The sequence below is a fragment of the Peribacillus sp. P4_C12 genome, from assembly GCF_056402095.1.
Genome location: NZ_JBFUIB010000052.1, coordinates 1 through 19,080, shown reverse-complemented (window position 1 = coordinate 19,080; position 19,080 = coordinate 1). Strand labels below are relative to the sequence as shown.

At 40.4% G+C, this 19,080-nt stretch carries 17 protein-coding genes and 1 other annotated feature; of the genes, 13 read left to right on the top strand and 4 right to left on the bottom strand.

The window, feature by feature from the left end; translation table 11 throughout:
• Both AC1DUW_RS10665 and yihA read left to right on the top strand, forming a co-directional pair.
• Positions 1-239 (top strand): S16 family serine protease (locus AC1DUW_RS10665; protein WP_477642498.1); only part of this gene is annotated, 239 nt, incomplete at its 5' end.
• Positions 236-817: a ribosome biogenesis GTP-binding protein YihA/YsxC gene (gene yihA / locus AC1DUW_RS10660; RefSeq protein ID WP_053347179.1), complete on the top strand. Its 582-nt coding sequence runs from the start codon at positions 236-238 to the stop codon at positions 815-817. The genes AC1DUW_RS10665 and yihA, both read left to right, overlap by 4 nt.
• A gap of 59 nt (positions 818-876) precedes the next feature.
• Here yihA and AC1DUW_RS10655 read toward each other — a convergent pair whose 3' ends face one another.
• Positions 877-1,359 (bottom strand): LiaF transmembrane domain-containing protein, encoded by a 483-nt coding sequence (locus tag AC1DUW_RS10655; RefSeq protein WP_379155971.1) that lies wholly within the window; start codon positions 1,357-1,359, stop codon positions 877-879.
• A 255-nt stretch (positions 1,360-1,614) separates the two neighbouring features.
• Between AC1DUW_RS10655 and hemA the strand changes: the two genes are divergently transcribed.
• From hemA to ysxE, 8 genes are all read left to right on the top strand, one after another.
• Positions 1,615-2,964: a glutamyl-tRNA reductase gene (gene hemA, locus AC1DUW_RS10650; RefSeq protein WP_053347177.1), complete on the top strand. Its 1,350-nt coding sequence runs from the start codon at positions 1,615-1,617 to the stop codon at positions 2,962-2,964.
• A 10-nt stretch (positions 2,965-2,974) separates the two neighbouring features.
• Positions 2,975-3,805, top strand: coding sequence for a cytochrome C assembly family protein (locus AC1DUW_RS10645; protein WP_053347176.1), 831 nt, complete (start codon positions 2,975-2,977; stop codon positions 3,803-3,805).
• Between the two features lie 9 nt (positions 3,806-3,814).
• The gene (gene hemC / locus AC1DUW_RS10640; RefSeq protein ID WP_056525587.1) at positions 3,815-4,747 is read left to right on the top strand and encodes a hydroxymethylbilane synthase; all 933 of its coding nucleotides are present in this window, start codon (positions 3,815-3,817) and stop codon (positions 4,745-4,747) included.
• Entirely contained in the window at positions 4,747-5,544 is a 798-nt protein-coding gene (locus AC1DUW_RS10635; protein ID WP_477642497.1) for a uroporphyrinogen-III synthase, read from the top strand. Before hemC ends, AC1DUW_RS10635 begins: the two co-directional genes overlap by 1 nt.
• Positions 5,541-6,536, top strand: a complete 996-nt coding sequence (gene hemB, locus AC1DUW_RS10630; protein ID WP_477642496.1) for a porphobilinogen synthase — start codon at positions 5,541-5,543, stop codon at positions 6,534-6,536. The genes AC1DUW_RS10635 and hemB overlap by 4 nt, the downstream gene beginning before the upstream one ends.
• Positions 6,537-6,571: 35 nt before the next feature.
• Entirely contained in the window at positions 6,572-7,861 is a 1,290-nt protein-coding gene (gene hemL, locus AC1DUW_RS10625) for a glutamate-1-semialdehyde 2,1-aminomutase (protein WP_477642495.1), read from the top strand.
• Between the two features lie 474 nt (positions 7,862-8,335).
• Positions 8,336-9,763, top strand: a complete 1,428-nt coding sequence (spoVID, locus tag AC1DUW_RS10620; protein WP_477642494.1) for a stage VI sporulation protein D — start codon at positions 8,336-8,338, stop codon at positions 9,761-9,763.
• A gap of 183 nt (positions 9,764-9,946) precedes the next feature.
• Positions 9,947-11,017: a spore coat protein YsxE gene (gene ysxE, locus AC1DUW_RS10615; RefSeq protein ID WP_053347170.1), complete on the top strand. Its 1,071-nt coding sequence runs from the start codon at positions 9,947-9,949 to the stop codon at positions 11,015-11,017.
• Between the two features lie 56 nt (positions 11,018-11,073).
• Here the strand turns inward: ysxE and AC1DUW_RS10610 are convergent, their stop codons facing one another.
• The gene (locus AC1DUW_RS10610) at positions 11,074-11,265 is read right to left on the bottom strand and encodes a hypothetical protein (protein WP_053347169.1); all 192 of its coding nucleotides are present in this window, start codon (positions 11,263-11,265) and stop codon (positions 11,074-11,076) included.
• A gap of 236 nt (positions 11,266-11,501) precedes the next feature.
• Positions 11,502-11,731: a binding site (T-box leader), on the top strand.
• Positions 11,732-11,776: 45 nt separating this feature from the next.
• Here AC1DUW_RS10610 and AC1DUW_RS10605 point away from each other — a divergent pair.
• Positions 11,777-14,428 carry a valine--tRNA ligase gene (locus AC1DUW_RS10605; protein ID WP_477642493.1) on the top strand — a complete coding sequence of 884 codons (2,652 nt, stop codon included), beginning with the start codon at positions 11,777-11,779 and terminating at the stop codon, positions 14,426-14,428.
• An 81-nt stretch (positions 14,429-14,509) separates the two neighbouring features.
• Here the strand turns inward: AC1DUW_RS10605 and AC1DUW_RS10600 are convergent, their stop codons facing one another.
• Both AC1DUW_RS10600 and AC1DUW_RS10595 read right to left on the bottom strand, forming a co-directional pair.
• Positions 14,510-15,364: an ATP-grasp domain-containing protein gene (locus AC1DUW_RS10600; RefSeq protein WP_477642492.1), complete on the bottom strand. Its 855-nt coding sequence runs from the start codon at positions 15,362-15,364 to the stop codon at positions 14,510-14,512.
• The gene (locus tag AC1DUW_RS10595; protein ID WP_377438360.1) at positions 15,333-16,274 is read right to left on the bottom strand and encodes an ATP-grasp domain-containing protein; all 942 of its coding nucleotides are present in this window, start codon (positions 16,272-16,274) and stop codon (positions 15,333-15,335) included. The genes AC1DUW_RS10600 and AC1DUW_RS10595 overlap by 32 nt, the downstream gene beginning before the upstream one ends.
• A 99-nt stretch (positions 16,275-16,373) precedes the next feature.
• Between AC1DUW_RS10595 and AC1DUW_RS10590 the strand changes: the two genes are divergently transcribed.
• Together AC1DUW_RS10590 and AC1DUW_RS10585 are read left to right on the top strand one after the other, a co-directional pair.
• Positions 16,374-17,657, top strand: coding sequence for a bifunctional folylpolyglutamate synthase/dihydrofolate synthase (locus AC1DUW_RS10590; protein ID WP_477642491.1), 1,284 nt, complete (start codon positions 16,374-16,376; stop codon positions 17,655-17,657).
• A 455-nt stretch (positions 17,658-18,112) separates the two neighbouring features.
• Positions 18,113-18,862, top strand: a complete 750-nt coding sequence (locus tag AC1DUW_RS10585) for a prepilin peptidase (RefSeq protein WP_053347165.1) — start codon at positions 18,113-18,115, stop codon at positions 18,860-18,862.
• The last annotated feature ends 218 nt before the right edge of the window (positions 18,863-19,080 follow it).

The following is a 19,080-nucleotide window of genomic DNA, read 5'->3' as shown; positions in this document are numbered from 1 at the left end:
GAAAAGAGGTAGGCATGACAGGCGAAATTACATTACGCGGACGAGTTCTTCCAATCGGCGGCCTTAAAGAAAAATCTTTAGCGGCTCACCGGGCAGGACTTACGAAAATCATCATCCCGCAAAATAACGAAAAGGATATTGATGATATCCCGGAAAGTGTCCGTAAAGAATTAACATTTGTTCCAGTTTCACACGTTGATGAAGTCCTTGAGCATGCATTGGTAGGTGTGAACGAATGAAAGTAACAAGTTCAGATATTGTCATAAGTGCTGTAAAGCCTGAACAATATCCAAACACTCCAATCCCGGAGTTTGCCTTAGCGGGTCGTTCCAATGTAGGGAAATCGAGTTTTATTAACAAAATGATTAATCGAAAAAATTTGGCGCGTACTTCCTCTAAACCAGGTAAGACGCAGACGTTGAATTTTTACATCATAAATGAAGCACTTCATTTTGTGGATGTACCGGGTTATGGCTATGCGAAGGTTTCTAAAACTGAGCGTGATGCATGGGGGAGAATGATCGAAACGTATTTCACCTCCCGTGACCAGCTTCGTGCTGCGCTCTTAATCGTCGATTTGCGTCATCCACCGACTAAGGATGATATCGCAATGTACGAATTCCTAAAGCATTATGACCTGCCACGGATTGTTATCGCCACAAAAGCGGATAAAATTCCAAAAGGCAAATGGCAGAAGCACTTAAAAGTCACACGCCAAACGCTTAATATGGAAAGAGAAGATGAATTGCTTCTTTTCTCAGGAGAAACAGGTGAAGGAAAAGAACAGGCCTGGGGCGTTCTTAAGAAATATATGTAACAAAAAGAAAAGGGTATTCCGTAAATGGAAATACCCTTTTCTGCATGAAATTCGCAGCTTTATTTTTTTCGGATTAATATGTAAACCCCAATTCCCATCAACACAAAGGGCCAAAACTTTTCAATGTTTGCCGTACTTGTTTCGAGGATGCCGAAAGAAGTAGAGATCTTATCATAAAATAAAATAAGGATTGAGATGATAAATAATATCATCCCATGTAACATTCCAGAATTTGTTTTGCGGGCCCGCAGAATAAATCCTAGAGATATGATTAAAATAAAGATACCTATATTATCCGGCCAAATTTCTAGGTTCTCAACGATATGGAAATGAGCGCCGAACCCGAGCAAGATGACGCCGGGAAGGATTGAATCAAATTCATTACCGCTATAAGCCTGTATTAAGAAGGCGATACCAACGATACATAATAGGGTGGGCCAACTAAAAAAGCCTGGAAAGATTTCTATTTGTGAATGTTCAAGAAAAAAGTAGAGTCCGAAACCGATTAAAACGATTCCAGGGAAAATACGTTGCGTTTTCATTTTGTCCTCCTATCCAATTCGATTACTTGAAGTTTTTGGGCATTTTTGATATGGTACTTTTGTACACAATGTCGAAGTATGTATATAAATTACAAACCACCGCTCTAATACCTTTTGTAGCTATTCAGGTGTTTTGGCAGTCTTTTTAATGGTAGCATACGTTTTCATAAACTGTTCATATTATTTGCGTGAATCAATTTTAGTACATGGTATAATAAATTTACATGAAAAATTTTGGGGGTGCAAAATAAAAGGATGCATATTCTAGCGGTTGGTATTAATTACAAAACTGCCCCTGTAGAAATTCGGGAAAAACTGTCGTTTAACGAAGCCGAACTTGCCGAGGCAATGAAAGCTCTTAAAAATAAAAAAAGCATCTTGGAAAATGTTATTATTTCAACATGTAATAGAACGGAAATATTTGCGGTCGGTGACCAACTTCATACAACCCGATATTATATCAAGGAATTTCTTTCAGAATGGTTTAACATCGATAAGGAAGAATTCTCTAAATATCTGTTTATCTATGAAGGCGATGGAGCAGTCGAGCATTTATTTTCAGTTACTTGCGGCTTGAATTCCATGATTCTTGGAGAAACACAGATTTTGGGACAAGTTCGCTCAAGCTATATGTTAGGTCAGAAAGAAGATACGCTTGGTACGGTTTTTAACCATCTCTTCAAGCAATCCCTTACATTAGCAAAAAAGGCTCATTCAGAAACGGAAATTAATACGAATGCAGTTTCTGTTAGCTATGCGGCAGTCGAGCTTGCAAAAAAAATCTTCGGTGGACTAAACGGCAAGAATGTCTTGATTCTTGGTGCAGGAAAAATGGGAGAACTGGCTATTCAAAATCTGCACAGTAACGGTGCAGATAGTATTACGGTTATCAACCGTACGTATCAGAAAGCAGTCGACTTGGCTGAAAGATTTAATGGTAAAGCAAAACAGCTTCAAGAGTTGCAATGTGCCTTAGTGGAAGCGGATATTTTAATTACTTCCACTGGTTCAAAAAATCTTCTCGTAACAAAAGAAATGATGACGTTCGTGAACAAGCTTCGCAAAGGTCGTCCTATTTTCATGGTCGACATTGCGGTACCGCGTGACCTTGATCCAAAATTAGCTGAGCTTGAGAATGTCTTCTTGTATGACATTGATGATCTTGAGGGAATAGTGCAAGCGAATATTGAGGAGCGTAAAAAAGCAGCAGAGAAAATCGAATTAATGATTGAATCAGAAATTGTTGATTTTAATCAGTGGATTAATTTGCTTGGCGTAGTTCCTGTTATTTCCTCTTTACGGGAAAAATCACTGTCGATTCAAAAGGAAACGATGGAAAGCATTGAGAGAAAGCTTCCACACTTAAGCGAACGCGACAAAAAAGTTCTGAACAAGCATACGAAGAGCATTATCAACCAAATGCTGAAAGATCCGATTTTATATGCCAAAGAACTTGCAGATGAGCCGAATGCAAAAGAGCAATTAAATAATTTCGTGAAGATCTTTCATTTAGAGGAATTGATGGAAGAACAGTTGGTAGTGGATGACGAAAATGAACGGAACAGTGCCAAGACATCCCTATTAAATCCAGTTCCTGTCCAGTAATGAGGTAGATATGGAATTACTAATGACAAGATTACATGAAGCCACTGTATTGTTGTATGCCATCAGTATGCTTTTATATTTTATTGACTTCCTTAATAATAACCAGAAGGCGAATAAAGTTGCCTTCTGGTTGCTTTCTATTGTTTGGGTGCTGCAAACAATTTTTTTGTTTCTATATGTAATGAAAACGGGAAGGTTTCCGGTATTGACGATTTTTGAAGGCTTATATTTTTATGCATGGGTCCTCATTTCGTTATCATTAATTATTAATCGATTGCTTAGAGTCGATTTTACGGTCTTCTTTACCAATGTATTAGGCTTTATGGTTATGGCTATTCATACCTTTGCACCAGTTCAGATAGAATCTGAAGTGCTCGCACAGCAGCTCGTTTCAGAGCTTTTGCTCATACATATTACGTTTGCCATTCTATCTTATGGGGCTTTTACACTTTCTTTCGTATTTTCCCTACTCTACTTAATTCAATATGATTTATTGAAACGAAAAAAATGGGGGAAACGGCTGCTTCGTCTCGGAGATTTAACAAAGCTTGAGCATATGTCATATGTCCTTGCAGTAATCGGAGTCCCATTATTAGTGGTCTCCCTTATCTTGGGTATCCAATGGGCCTATATAAAAGTACCTGGAGTATCCTGGCTGGACATGAAAATTATCGGCTCATTTATTTTGCTCATCGGTTACAGCGTGTTTTTATACTTGAAAATTCGGAAACAAATGTATGGAAGGACACTAGCCTTTCTGAATATTGGATCTTTCATGATTGTGTTAATTAACTTTTTCCTTTTTGGAAGCCTTTCAACATTCCACTTTTGGAATACATAGGAGGAAATTATGAGAAAAATTATTGTCGGTTCTAGACGTAGTAAATTAGCGATTACCCAAACGAACTGGGTTATTAATCAACTTAAAGAGCTTGGTGTTCCATACGAGTTCGAGGTGAAGGAAATTGTCACAAAAGGGGATCAAATCCTCGATGTAACGCTTTCTAAAGTAGGAGGCAAAGGCTTATTTGTAAAAGAAATCGAACAAGCTATGCTTGATAAAGAAATCGATATGGCTGTACATAGTATGAAAGATATGCCGGCGGTACTTCCAGAAGGCTTGACGATTGGCTGCATTCCACCGAGAGAAGACCACCGAGATGCCTTGATTTCAAAAAACCATGAAACTCTTTCTGAACTGAAGCCAGGTTCTATCATTGGGACAAGCAGTTTACGCCGTGGTGCTCAAATCCTAGCAAGAAGACCAGACCTTGAAATTAAGTGGATTCGCGGTAATATCGATACCCGCCTAAATAAGCTGAAAACTGAAGATTACGATGCTATTATTTTAGCAGCAGCCGGACTTTCAAGAATGGGATGGAAGCAGGACATGGTAACAGAATTTTTAGATGAAGATATTTGTATACCAGCAGTTGGTCAAGGAGCCCTTTCTATTGAATGCCGTGCAGACGATAAAGATTTACTGGCTGAGCTTGCGAAATTAACCTGTGAAAAAACGAAAAGAACAGTTGAAGCAGAACGTGCCTTTTTAGATAAAATGGAAGGTGGCTGTCAGGTGCCGATTGCCGGCTTCGCGGTAGCAAAAGACAATGGAGATATTTCATTAACTGCATTGGTCGCTTCTCCGGATGGTAAATTGATTTATAAAGAAATGGTTGAAGGGTCTGACCCAGAAGCAGTTGGACATAATGCTGCTAAACTTATTAGTGAATTTGGCGGTAAAGAGTTAATCGATCGTGTAAAAGAGGAGCTTGATCAGTAATGAAGCCCTTTCAACCTCTCAAAGATTATCAGGTGTTAATCACCAGAGGGAAAAGACAGGCTGATGGATTAAAAGCTTCGGTTGAAAAAAATGGTGGAACTCCGCTTCTCGTTCCTTTGCTTGAGTTCACTCTTCCTGATCGTCAGGAAGAAGTGCAGCAGCGGTTAGATGAATTAGATAGCTACGACTGGATTATTTTAACTAGTCAAAATGGGGTTGAATTCCTCTTTGCACTTCTCGGAAAAAAGCCTGTTAGGCTTCCAAAAATAGCTGTTATCGGTTCAAAAACAGAAGAAGCACTGAAGCGCCATGGATATGTAGCGGATTTTATTCCATCTCAGTTTGTTGCTGAAGGTTTTGTTTCGGAGTTCATTTCACTACTTCAACCCGGATCCCGTGTTTTGCTGGCAAAAGGAAATCTCGCGCGCGCGGTCATTGCGGATGAGATTAATAAAGCTGGTGCATCCTGTGATGAAGTGATTGTTTATCATACCGTACTTCCTGATGAGAGTGAACGAAAACTTGTTCAACTGATAGTGAGTCGAAAAATTGATATCATAACCTTTACAAGCTCTTCAACGGTAGAGCACTTCTTACAGATTATAGACCGCAATAAATTGGGTACATACATAGAAAGCATTATCATTGCTTGCATCGGGCCAATTGCTGCTAAAACGGCTTCTAAACATGGTTTAACTGTCGATGTGTGTCCAGATGTTTATACAACAGAAGCAATGGTTGAGGAATTAATACGATTTATTGTAAAAAAGAATAATAGGGGAGGAACTTTAAAATGAAAGACATTCCATTCAATCGCCACCGTCGCCTACGTGCAAGTGCTGGCATGCGAGCTCTAGTCCGTGAAACACAATTGCATAAAGAGGATTTAATCTATCCGATTTTCGTCATTGACGGAGAAAACGTAAAAAATGAAATTAGCTCGATGCCCGGTATTTATCAGCTTTCTATGGATAATCTGGGAGCAGAAATGGATGAAGTCGTGAGTCTAGGCATTAAATCAGTCATTTTATTTGGTGTCCCTTTTGATCATGATAAAGACGACCATGGCACAGGTGCTTTTCATCATAACGGTCTTGTACAAGAGGCGACCCGTCTTATCAAAAAACAATACCCGGAAATTATTGTCATTGCTGATACTTGTCTTTGTGAGTATACAAGCCATGGCCATTGTGGAGTCGTTGAGGGAGACAAGATTTTAAACGACGCTTCTCTTAACCTTCTTGCTAAAACGGCTATTAGCCAGGCCGAATCGGGCGCTGATATCATTGCACCTTCTAACATGATGGACGGATTTGTTGCGGCCATTCGTGCAGGTTTGGATGAAGCGGGTTATGAAGATATCCCTATCATGTCCTATGCTGTAAAATACGCTTCAGCCTTTTACGGCCCATTCCGTGAAGCTGCGAATGGCGCGCCACAATTTGGTGACAGGAAGACGTACCAAATGGATCCAGCGAATCGTCTTGAAGCGTTCCGTGAAGCGGAATCAGATGTTGCTGAAGGTGCGGATTTCTTAATCGTGAAACCAGCCCTTTCTTATATGGACATCATCAGAGATGTAAAAAATAACTTTAATCTTCCTGTTGTTTCATACAATGTGAGCGGAGAATATTCCATGGTAAAAGCTGCGGCCAATAATGGCTGGATTGATGAAAAAGCAATTGTTATGGAAATGCTGACAGGCTTAAAACGTGCAGGATCGGACCTAATCATTACGTATTTTTCAAAAGAGGTAGCACGCTGGATTGACGAAGATAATAAAAGATAAAAAATATAACCTGATAGAGAAAAGGGGACTGAATCATGCGGTCATTTGAAAAATCGAAAAAAGCGTTTGCTGAAGCAAAAAATTTGATGCCGGGCGGCGTGAACAGCCCGGTCCGTGCCTTTAAATCTGTGGACATGGACCCCATTTTCATGGAGCGTGGCAAAGGCTCGAAAATGTATGATATCGATGGCAATGAATATATAGACTACGTTCTTTCCTGGGGACCGCTTATCCTGGGTCACACGAATGATCGTGTCGTTGAATCACTGAAAAAGGTAGCGGAATCAGGTACAAGCTTCGGAACCTCTACCGTGATTGAAAATGAATTGGCTAAGCTTGTCATTGAACGGGTTCCTTCGATTGAGATGATTCGTATGGTCTCTTCAGGAACGGAAGCGACTATGAGTGCTTTAAGATTAGCGCGAGGATATACTGGCCGTGATAAAATCCTGAAGTTTGAAGGTTCTTATCATGGACATGGTGATTCCTTGTTAATTAAGGCCGGATCTGGCGTTGCAACGTTAGGTCTACCAGATAGCCCAGGTGTACCAGAAGGCATTGCAAAAAATACAATTACTGTGCCATATAATGATCTTGCAGCAACAAAATATGCGTTTGAGCAATTTGGCGAAGACATCGCCTGTATCATCGTGGAGCCTGTTGCGGGGAACATGGGTGTCGTGCCACCACAACCTGGTTTCTTGGAAGGCCTGCGCGACTTGACGACCCAATACGGGGCTCTATTGATTTTTGATGAAGTGATGACAGGTTTCCGAGTCGGTTATAATTGTGCACAAGGCTATTTTGGCATTGAGCCGGACCTGACTTGTCTTGGTAAAGTTATTGGCGGAGGTTTACCGGTCGGAGCTTTCGGAGGTAAACGTAAAATCATGGAACAAATTGCACCGAGTGGAACAATCTATCAAGCAGGAACATTATCTGGAAACCCGCTTGCCATGACAGCCGGACTTGAAACGCTGAGCCAATTGACTCCAGAGTCTTATGAAGAGTTTACCCGTAAAGGTGACATGCTCGAAAAAGGCATTGGAGAAGCTGCTAAAAAATATGGTGTTCCTCATACATTTAACCGTGCTGGTTCAATGATCGGACTTTTCTTTACGAATGAAGATGTAGTTAATTATGATACAGCAAAAACTTCTGATTTAGAGTTCTTTGCTTCCTATTATAGGGAAATGGCTAACCAAGGTATCTATTTGCCGCCGTCCCAGTTCGAAGGTTTATTCCTATCTACAGCACATAGTGATGCAGATATCGAAAAGACCATTGCAGCAACTGAACAGGCTTTTGCAAAATTAAAAAAATAGTCTAAAAAGGACTTCCTGAACTACCTAGCTAATTGAAACACATAAAACAGGCTACCATTATCCAAAAACTTTTGGAGAAAGGTAGCCTGTTTTTTTTATAGAATTTCAATCAATAAGTGGCAGAAGGCCCAAAAAAAGTTTGTAGGCCTAAAGTGGATGAAGGACGAATAAAATGGTTGAAGGCCGAATAAAAGTGGATGAAGGTCGAAATAAATGGTTGAAGGTCGAATAAATGTATGAAGGCCGAATTAAATGGTAGAAGGCCGAAATAAATGGTTAAAGGCCGAATTAAATGGTTGAAGGCCGAAATAAATGGTTGAAGGCCGAATTAAATGGTAGAAGGCCGAATAAAAGTGGTTGAAGGGCTTAAGGGCAAGATGGTTTCCGATGATATTAAGGAATAATCAACAGCCTTTCTTCATAGATTGTTATTGGTATAGGTACCGTTTACTGAAGTTGAAAGGAGGAGTTGTCTTGTCGCAAGAAAATGAATCGTATTTACGATTTTCTTTAGAGGAATCCGTTTGGTTCCAGAAGGGACAGGAAGTGGCTGAGCTATATTCCATTTCCCTCGATCCAAATGTGACGATTCAAGAAAGTGATCAATATGTTTTTATACGAGGCTCGTTAGATTTATGCGGTGAATACAAGGACTCGCAAAATGGTGAACAAGAGGAGTTTTCACAGACCTTTTTGCCAAGATCCGTTCAAAAGGTTGAGAGGAATCTTGATGGACTCAATGAGTTCACACACCGTTTTCCGGTTGATATAACGATTCCGAATAATCGGATTGCCTCATTAGATGAAATTGATGTCTCGATTCAAAGTTTTGATTATGCTCTACCTGAGCATAACTGTTTAAAATTGCAGGCGGATTTGTTGATAACCGGAATCTATAATGATTCATATGTGGAAGAACGTACCGATACGGAACTGGAGGTCGTGGAAACAGAAACCGATGAACAAGAAGAAACAGACGAAGAAAATGAGTCATACATTCCATATGCGGCTGGGGTCCCGCCAATCCCAGATTTTCAACCGGTGTTTCGTGATGAGCAGGAAGAAGAGTTATACACGCCATTTTCTGCCGAGGCAAAACGAGTGTCTGAAACTGAGGAAGAAGATGATGAGGAGCCTATCTATTTAAGTGAACAGCATAATGCTCCAGTTTTTGAAATTCCTGTTTCACCGTATCCAGAAGAGGAGCAGTGGGAAGAAGTAAACAGGGAAGAAGCCGAAGAAGAAGAAGAAGAAGAAGAAGTGATTTACCTAATTGATCGTCATAGTCATCCAGTTGATAAGATTCCGGAGTCACCCATTCAAGATGAGAATCTAGAGGCAGAAGTTAGCAGACTGGTGAAAGCCGTAGAGAACTCGGAGATTAAGAAAGAAGAAGAATCGGTTTATGTAAGTAATCAACAAAGTGTCCCAGTTAGTAAGAATCCTGTATCGCCATTTGGATCCGAGGAAGTTGACCGGCAGGAAAAAGCTATTAATGAAGCAGGCCCTATCCTCAATGAGCATGTGAAAGTAGCAAACGAAGAGGAACACCAATCGTCTATAAGGGATTTGTTTAAAAGAAAAGAAAATCCAGAGCAACCAGCCAAAGAAGTTAAAAATTATAAAGGCAGAAAACAAGCCTCGGAACGTGATGATAAAGAGACGACAGAGCACGCGGATAAGCATTTATCCATTATGGATTTATTCGGACGAAAACAAGAGGAAGAACTGGTCAGGATGAAGGTTTGCATTGTTCAGCAAGGGGAAACGTTGGATGATTTGGCACAGCGCTATGATGTTACTGTTCAATCTATACTCTTCAGCAATGAATTGGAGTCGAATCAGAACGTTCATGAAGGGCAAGTCATTTATATACCGAAGGCGATTGCTTATAAAAATTAAGTACGGCAGAGAGCAGAGCAGATGGCACTGCTCCTGTTTTTTACTATAGTAATTGAGTTGTAATTTAATAAACTTTGGTAAATATGAAAGACAATCTAAGAAATTAAGATTGAATGTGACTACGCCTTTGGTGGCTATAGGAATCCAATTGGCGAGTTTTTTTAGAGAAAGTGAGTGAGTCTCGTGAGGGAAAACGAGAATCAGCAGACTAATAATTGGGATAGGGACACAGGAGAAGTTTTGAAAGAATATGCCCTATATGTACAATATATAGAGGATTTCGGACGAGTGAAAAAAGTCTATAGTGATCGCGGTACATTTGCCTTGAAGTCCATTTTACCGCACAACGGCATTGATTTTATCAAAAATGTTCAAAAACTGTATCATCGCGGGTATAACCGAATTGTTCCCATTTATCAAACGATGGATCAACGTTATGCGGTTCTTCATAATGGTCGTTTGTATTACCTGATGCCCTGGTTGAATAACGAGAGAAACGGAGAGCGCGATGAAAGCCATAAGCAAATGTTCAGGGAGCTTGCCCGGATGCATACGTTGTCTGTAAAAGAAATAGATGTGGATATTGAGGAACGAGAATCTCATTATGAGCGAACATTGGATGCCTGGAATAACGAGAAGGATTTTATGGATGAGTATATTGATAGCTGTGAAAAGAAGTGGTATATGTCTCCATTTGAAATGACGGTTTGTTCCTTTTTCACAGATATATCACAGGCACTGAGGTACTCGATTAAGAAGTTTGAAACGTGGTATGAAAAAACAAAGGAAAGTGAAAAAATCCGGACTGTTGTCACGCATGGAAAGGTCTCATTAAAGCATTTTGTTTATGATGAACGTGGATATGGTTACTTTATTAATTTCGAGAATTCGAATACGGCACCTCCTCATTTCGATTTACTCCCATTCCTAGTCAAATCGGCGAGGACCTATCCTGTCCAATGTGATGACTGTGTTGATTGGCTATATAACTATCTCCGTTATTTCCCGTTAAAAGAAGAAGAATTGCTGCTGATGCAAAGCTATCTTGCTTTTCCGGGATCGGCTCTAGATATAGTGAAGAATTATTCGGACGGCAGAGGCCATAGAACAGAACTAGATAATGTAACCCAACTGCAGCGGCAATTTTGGCTCCTGAAGAATATTGAATATATGGTGATGAAAATCGAAGAGATTGAACAGAAGAAAAAGGCGGCTACTGAAGCTGTTAAAGAAGAGCAATCACCCCCAAGCTAAATATACATGATTGGATTACCTCCAGTCATGTATATTTTTTTTCTGTAGGGGAATAATTAAATCCATTCGAAATATAAAGACATAGCTAAGAAAATAAATACGATTAGCAGAAGCATATCAAAGAAAGTAGGGAAAATCAGCGTCCGCAACCCTTGGAATACTATAAAAGGGATAATGAACTGCTGGCAAACACCGCGGAATTTTTTCATCCAAGGCGGTAAAGTATAAGGGGAATATTTTCGTTTCATATTATTACCTTCCTTTGTAGGACTTCTTATATTCTATGGGTATGAGGTGGAAAAGGTGAGAAAGCCGTCACAGGAACTTATCTTAGAGGATAGAATAAAGAAAAAGACTGAATGGCAAGATTTAATAGCCTAAAGTGAGAATACTTTAAGAAAGTACTCGAAAGATGATTGACTGGAGCCCTATTTTTTTTGTACTATATACTATATGCGTTTAGTGATTTTACATATGAATATAAATGAATGCAAAGACCGGAAATAGTAAGATGAAATGCGCTTTTCAGAGAGGGAACCGTTGGTGAGAGGTTTCTAAGTTAGCAGCATCAGAAGTCGTCCGCGAGCAGTTTTCGTGAAAGTTATTTAGTAGCGATGGCCGGTGAAGAGCCGTTATCCCATTTGAGAGCCGAAGAAGATTCTTTTCTTTTTCGGAAAAAAGGTGGCACCGCGAACAACTTCCTTCGTCCTTTTGTGATGATGGAAGTTTTTTTTATGCCCTTAAAAGGAGGAAATGATTATGGAAGAGAACCAAATTTCGATGCCGACTAAATATGATCCGCAGACGATAGAGAAAGGCCGCTATAAGTGGTGGCTTGATGGAAAGTTTTTTGAAACAAAAGGTGATGACAAGAAAGAACCATATACGATTGTCATTCCACCGCCGAACGTAACAGGTAAGCTGCACCTAGGCCATGCTTGGGATACAACACTTCAAGACATATTAACTCGCATGAAACGGATGCAAGGCTATGACGTTTTATGGTTGCCAGGTATGGACCATGCTGGTATCGCTACGCAAGCAAAAGTAGAACAAAAGCTTCGTGCAGAAGGCGTAAGCCGTTACGACTTAGGCCGTGAGAAGTTTGTAGAAGAAACATGGAAATGGAAAGAGGAGTATGCGAGTCATATCCGTGAACAATGGTCAAAGCTTGGTCTTGGTCTTGATTACACACGTGAGCGCTTCACGCTTGATGATGGGCTTTCTAAAGCGGTACGCGAAGTATTCGTGTCCCTTTATAACAAAGGCTTGATTTATCGCGGCGAATACATTATCAACTGGGRTCCATCAACGAAAACAGCGTTATCTGATATCGAGGTTATTTACAAAGATGTTCAAGGCGCATTTTACCATATGAAATATCCATTAGTTGACGGATCAGGTGAAATTGAAATAGCTACAACTCGCCCAGAAACCATGCTTGGCGATACTGCTGTTGCTGTACACCCTGAAGATGACCGTTATAAGCATTTAATCGGTAAAATGGTTCGCTTGCCCATTACAGGTCGGGAAATTCCGATTGTCGGTGATGATTATGTGGATATGGAATTCGGTTCTGGTGCGGTTAAAATTACACCTGCCCATGATCCGAATGACTTTGAAATTGGGAACCGTCACAATTTGGAGCGCATCCTTGTCATGCATGAAGACGGTTCGATGAATGAAAAGGCCGGTAAATACGAAGGTATGGACCGCTTCGAGTGCCGTAAGCAAATCGTCAAAGACCTTCAGGAAGAAGGAGTACTCTTTAAAATAGAAGATCACCTTCACTCAGTTGGTCACTCAGAGCGAAGCGGTGCTGTTGTTGAACCATATCTTTCGACTCAATGGTTCGTTAAAATGCAACCTCTTGCGGATGCATCAGTTGAGCTTCAAAAAGGGTCTGATGATGAAAAAGTTCATTTCGTTCCAGATCGATTCGAAAAAACGTATCTGCACTGGATGGAAAATATTCGCGACTGGTGTATTTCCCGTCAGCTTTGGTGGGGCCACCGTATTCCGGCTTGGTATCATAAAGAAACAGGCGAAGTGTATGTAGGACATGAAGAGCCTGCGGATGCTGAGAACTGGGAACAAGATACAGACGTTTTGGACACGTGGTTCAGCTCTGCATTATGGCCGTTCTCAACTATGGGCTGGCCAGACAAAGATAGCGTTGATTTCAAACGATACTATCCAACCGGCGCACTTGTGACAGGCTATGATATCATTTTCTTCTGGGTTTCACGGATGATTTTCCAAGCACTTGAATTCACGGGCGAACGTCCATTTGAAGATGTACTGATTCACGGTCTTGTTCGTGACGAACAGGGACGCAAGATGAGCAAATCGCTTGGTAATGGAGTCGATCCGATGGATGTTATCGATCAATACGGTGCTGATTCCCTGCGTTACTTCTTATCAACGGGCAGCTCACCAGGTCAGGACCTTCGTTACAGCACCGAAAAAGTGGAAGCGGTTTGGAACTTCTCCAACAAAATCTGGAACGCATCCCGTTTTGCTTTAATGAACATGAATGGCATGACGTATGACGAAATCGATTTAAGCGGTGAAAAATCTGTAGCCGATAAATGGATTTTAACGCGTTTGAACGAAACGATCTCAAACGTAACAAGACTCGCTGACCGTTATGAGTTCGGTGAAGTCGGCCGTGTGCTTTACAACTTCATTTGGGATGATTTCTGTGACTGGTATATTGAAATGGCGAAGCTTCCGTTATATGGCGAAGACGAAGCAGCGAAGAAAACGACTCGTTCAATCTTAGCTTACGTGCTAGATAACACAATGAGATTGTTGCATCCCTTCATGCCATTCATTACCGAAGAAATCTGGCAAAACCTTCCTCATGAAGGTGAGTCGATCACTGTTGCTGCTTGGCCGGAAGTGAACGAAGAATTGACAGATTCAGCTGCAGCCGAGGAAATGAAGCTGCTTGTTGAAATCATCCGCTCCGTTCGTAACATTCGTGCTGAGGTGAACACACCGTTAAGCAAAAAAATCAATTTGATTTTAAAAGCGAAAGACGAGTCCATCTTAGCAACATTACAGAAAAACAGCAGCTATATCGAGCGTTTCTGTAATCCTGAACACTTGACGATCGGCATCGAAGTCGAAGAACCAGCTCAAGCAATGACGGCAGTTGTAACTGGTGTTGAACTAATCCTTCCGCTTACAGGACTGATCAATATCGACGAAGAAGTGAAACGTCTTGAAAAAGAACTCGACAAACTTAATAAAGAAGTCGAACGCGTACAGAAAAAATTAGGCAACGAAGGCTTTGTTAAAAAGGCGCCAGCAAGCGTTATTGATGAAGAACGTGCCAAAGAAAAAGACTACAGCGAAAAACGTGACTCTGTGATCCACAGAATCAACGAATTGAAACAGCTGTAAAATGCAAAAGGATGAACCGGCCTATTATGCTGGTTCATCCTTTTTTGTGTTTAATAAATATTAATCTTCAATCAGTCGTGATTAAATGTCCGATTGAGAGGAAATTCTATCTCTAATAAAAATAAGATACTCTTTTACAATATTAATGTCACTTAGTGCACTAAGTGTCCTGCTACCCACGACATCCTCGATTTCATTGAGCATTAGGCTGTCATCTTCGGCAAAAATAAAATCGATTCCGACCATGCCAAACTCAAAAGCTGCGATTACTCTTTCAACAAGCGCTTTTTCACCTGCAGACAGCTCATATAATGAAGCTGATCCACCTAACGTATAATTTGCCTTGAAGCTGGAGGAGGACTCTCGAAGTACAGCGGCCACCACTTTTTTACCAATCACAAAAACGCGGATATCCTTGCCGAATACACAGGGCTTTTGGACAATCCAATTTCCTTCTGACAATTCGGCTAAATCATGTGCGTGTTCAATCAAATATACTTGTTTCCCGCCGCGTCCATGGGCTTCTTTAGCGATGAACGGGAAGTCCATATCATCTGCACTCGGCTTTCCTTGGCAATACACGGTATCGGCCATCGGAATTCCGATTGAGGTCAAATATTGATGCGTTTTTGCTTTGTCATTCGCCATTTCGGATACGAAAGAGGAGTTAAAGCAGGTAATACCCACTTGCTCCAACTGTTTTGTGAGAAAAGGATCGATGGTCCGAACAATCGCAAAGTCGGGCAATTCAATAGGATGTTGCTTATGTTCCACGAACAACTCATTGAAACGATGACCAATTTTGATGTCTTCTCGGAAGTAAAAATGTAAATCAAGGTCAAGCCCTTTAGCTTCGTCGAGCATCCAGTCTATGTATCCTCTGTTTTTTTCGGCATCATCACGGTTATAGATCAACCAACCTGTTTGTTTGTTCATCTGATATACTTCCTTTTTCTAATTTGTCCAACACATAATCAAACATGCTATCAGCAATGTTGATGCCAGTACAGTCGTAAATATTTAGTAAATGCGAGTTCGAATTCACTTCGCATAGAAGCGGGCCATCTTCGCCGAACAATAAATCGACGCCAGCAAAGTCTGCACCGAGAATCGCCGCACATTGGATGGCCAGATCCGCCTCTTTCTTGGTGGGGCTGTATGGTAATGCATGGCCTCCAACTGTCATGTTAGCTCGGAAGTCATGCTCGGATTTGCGGTGCATTGCAGCTATGACTTGATCTCCGACGACATTCACGCGAATATCACGGCCCTTACTGTGCTCGATGAATTCTTGAATAATAAATGGTTTGTGTCCAAGCTTATGGACTGTCTTCAAAAATTCAGCCTCTGATTGAATTAAATACACTTGTTCACCAAATGAGCCGTATGCTTCCTTTACGATAAGCGGGTATCCAAGTTCAAGGCCGATATCTTTAAAAGCATCCACATTTATTCTTTCAATTCCTTCATACGTAAACGGAGGAAATAAGGTTTTCGGCATCGGAATGCCATGCCCTGCTAACGCTTGATGTGTTTTTGCTTTGCTATCGCAAATATCAATCGCTGTGCTGCTGTTATATACGGGAATGTCGAGCAATTCCAAATGGCGAGCCAAATGAATGTCTTTATCCATGAACAGGACAAAATCAGGCAACTTTTCAAAATTTCCTTTTAGCATAGGCAATCCTTTTTCAATTACAGGAATAAGTTCGGAATTACGGACAAGGGTTGCCGAAATCTCTTTTCTTTCAGCTGCTTCTTTAATAAATAAAGCTAAACTAGAAAACTTATCATGTTGTAAATAGCCGTTGACGACAATCCAACAGTGGAATGCAGAAGGTTTCACGGTAAATCACTACCTTTCATCTAGGTAAATCGTTAATATATTGATAAAATAATTTTAACGCATAAGAGCGGTGTAAAGAAAGAGGAGGCTTATTGATAAATGGTAAAGACCATGAAAGAAATCAATCATTTTTTCGAACAACGACAGGTTCAATTAGGTATGAATTTTGGCCTATCACGAATGGAAACATTATTAACTAAATTAGGTAATCCCCAAGAAGGTCAAAAATATATTCATATTGCAGGTTCAAACGGGAAAGGATCTACCTTGCATTATATAAAAGAAATCCTGCTGGCAGAAGGAATTCGGGTCGCTTCCTTCACATCGCCGTATTTAATACGCATGAATGAACAACTGAAGATAAATACAGATGAAATCAGTGACAATGAATTTGTCGCTGCCTTCCAGGAACTCTGGCCAATTGTACAAGAGATGGATAGTGCGGGGAACGGACCCACTCAATTTGAAATCCTAACAGCGATGGCATTCTCTTATTTTAGCAAAAAAGAAGTCGATCTAGTTCTAATGGAAACGGGACTTGGAGGCAGGCTCGATACAACGAATGTCATCCAGCCGCTTCTTTCGATCATTACCTCTATTTCTTTGGAACATACGAATATTCTAGGAAACACCCTTGCGGAAATTGCATCAGAGAAAGCTGGCATCATTAAAAGTGGTGCACCGATTATCAGTGGAGTCACGGTCGAGGAGCCAGCAAAAGTAATCGAAGAAAAAGCAGCTTCAGCAGACGTACCCTATTATCAATTAGGAAGGGACTTTTATGTGAATGATGTGAAGCAAAGTAAACATGGGCAAAGCTTCTCAATCTCACTTGATAATAGGTCTATCCGGAATATTGACCTTCAGATGTTAGGTCGTCATCAAATAGATAATGCAGCACTAGCCGTCGCTGCTGTCATGTTAGTTATAGAAGGCATAGATGAAAAAAGCATTCGAAAGGGAATAGGGGAGGCGAAATGGAATGGCCGTTTTGAAAAAATATTTGACGAGCCGTTGGTAATCATTGATGGGGCGCATAACCCTGCTGGCATCGAAGTACTGATAAAAACACTTAAGACACATTATCCAGATTACACGTACCGATTTATCTTCAGTTCATTTCGGGATAAAGATTATTCACAGATGCTGCATATGCTGGAAAAGGAAGCGATTGAAATCATCATTACCGAATTCAACCATGAACGAGCGGCTGATGCGGAAAAACTTTATAAACAATGCAGTCATGAAAATAAAAGCATAAATAAGGATTGGCAGTCGGCGATAAGGAAAGGGAGACAGAAAACAGGGGAAAAAGAGATTCTTGTCATTACAGGTTCCCTTTATTTCCTTTCACTTGTGAGGGAATTTATATCTGAATTTTGATAGATCTATAATCAATAACGGGTTTCATGACAAAATGAGTTATTTTCACAAAAGGGACCTGTTCAGGGTCCTTTTTATTTATGGTAACTATCAACATTATCGTTTAACAGAGCCTTAAAAAAAGAAAACTACTTTTAATAAAAGTCTATATATTAATTCCCTATTATCCTGTATTTTTGTTAAAATATGTTTAAGTATTGATTCTATAGGACTAAAGAATAGTTCGGCAATCTAAAGAGAAATACACTAGTTACTAGGAGGGAGATCTACTGAAGGCAGAAGTAGAGATGGCAAATTAAAGAACGAGAGGAATGTTTAATTATGAAGAACCCTGGTAATTATGACAAAGTAGAATGTTCTGCAAAAGGAATTAGAATTTCTGATATAGGCACTTTTACAATTGATGCTAAGGATTCAATCGAAGTAAATAGATTCCGAGTGCAAGTAAAATAAATATGCCTTTCTATCTCTTTCTCTTCGCCTTAGGTCTAATCTTAGGCTCATTCTATAACGTTGTCGGCTTAAGTGTTCCTATAGGAAATTCATTTACCAATCGGCGCTCTGCTTGTCAATCTTGTGGACGAACCTTGACGTCGTTCGAGTTACTACCAGTTGTTTCTTATGTGATACAAGGCGGTAAATGCCGTGGCTGTGAGGCCAGGATTTCCCCCCTTTATCCGGTTGTAGAAATGCTAACAGGTGTTTTGTTTGCTTCAGCTCCTTTATTCCTTGGTAGGGTGGACGAACTCTGGATTGCCTGGGCATTGATTTCTTTGTTTATGATCATCTTTGTTTCTGACGTGGCCTATATGCTCATTCCTGATAAAGTACTACTTTTCTTTGCAGTGATTTTTTTATTTCTACGCGTTCTCTTTCCACTATCTCCTTGGTGGGATTCCATTGTAGGGGCCACGGTTGGCTTTAGTTTGCTTCTATTAATCGCTGTGGTGAGCAAGGGCGGTATGGGTGGCGGTGATATCAAGCTGTTTGCAGTGATTGGCTTTGCACTCGGATTGAAGTTGGTGCTGTTATCGTTTCTGTTTGCGAGCTTTTATGGGGCATTTTTTGGCATCATCGGTATGCTAACAGGCGTGATTAAAAAGAAAACACTGATTCCTTTTGGACCGTATATCGTTTTTGGGACATTGACTGCTTATTTTTGGGGCGAGTCCATTTTACAGTGGTATGTGCACTTTTTAAGATGATAATAATTAGGGGAATCTATTTCATAAAGGGACGATCCTTGTTTTGATGAAATTTGTCAAAAACTTTCTGGACATCTTGCGTTTTTGTTCTTAAAGGACATGGTTACTATTTTAACTGAAATAGTTTACTAGGAATTTATTTAAAGAAACGCAAATTATGCGATGGCAAAGGATCAGAAATAACGGAACCCATACCTTTTGAAGAATGTCCTTAGTTT

What these genes read in the sequence shown, in the direction of transcription:
- yihA (WP_053347179.1), top strand. Translation starts at nt 236, where the DNA reads ATGAAAGTAACAAGTTCAGATATTGTCATAAGTGCTGTAAAGCCTGAA.
- AC1DUW_RS10655 (WP_379155971.1), bottom strand. Translation starts at nt 1,359, where the DNA reads ATGAAAACGCAACGTATTTTCCCTGGAATCGTTTTAATCGGTTTCGGA.
- hemA (WP_053347177.1), top strand. Translation starts at nt 1,615, where the DNA reads ATGCATATTCTAGCGGTTGGTATTAATTACAAAACTGCCCCTGTAGAA.
- AC1DUW_RS10645 (WP_053347176.1), top strand. Translation starts at nt 2,975, where the DNA reads ATGGAATTACTAATGACAAGATTACATGAAGCCACTGTATTGTTGTAT.
- hemC (WP_056525587.1), top strand. Translation starts at nt 3,815, where the DNA reads ATGAGAAAAATTATTGTCGGTTCTAGACGTAGTAAATTAGCGATTACC.
- AC1DUW_RS10635 (WP_477642497.1), top strand. Translation starts at nt 4,747, where the DNA reads ATGAAGCCCTTTCAACCTCTCAAAGATTATCAGGTGTTAATCACCAGA.
- hemB (WP_477642496.1), top strand. Translation starts at nt 5,541, where the DNA reads ATGAAAGACATTCCATTCAATCGCCACCGTCGCCTACGTGCAAGTGCT.
- hemL (WP_477642495.1), top strand. Translation starts at nt 6,572, where the DNA reads ATGCGGTCATTTGAAAAATCGAAAAAAGCGTTTGCTGAAGCAAAAAAT.
- AC1DUW_RS10610 (WP_053347169.1), bottom strand. Translation starts at nt 11,265, where the DNA reads ATGAAACGAAAATATTCCCCTTATACTTTACCGCCTTGGATGAAAAAA.
- AC1DUW_RS10600 (WP_477642492.1), bottom strand. Translation starts at nt 15,364, where the DNA reads ATGAACAAACAAACAGGTTGGTTGATCTATAACCGTGATGATGCCGAA.
- AC1DUW_RS10590 (WP_477642491.1), top strand. Translation starts at nt 16,374, where the DNA reads ATGGTAAAGACCATGAAAGAAATCAATCATTTTTTCGAACAACGACAG.
- AC1DUW_RS10585 (WP_053347165.1), top strand. Translation starts at nt 18,113, where the DNA reads ATGCCTTTCTATCTCTTTCTCTTCGCCTTAGGTCTAATCTTAGGCTCA.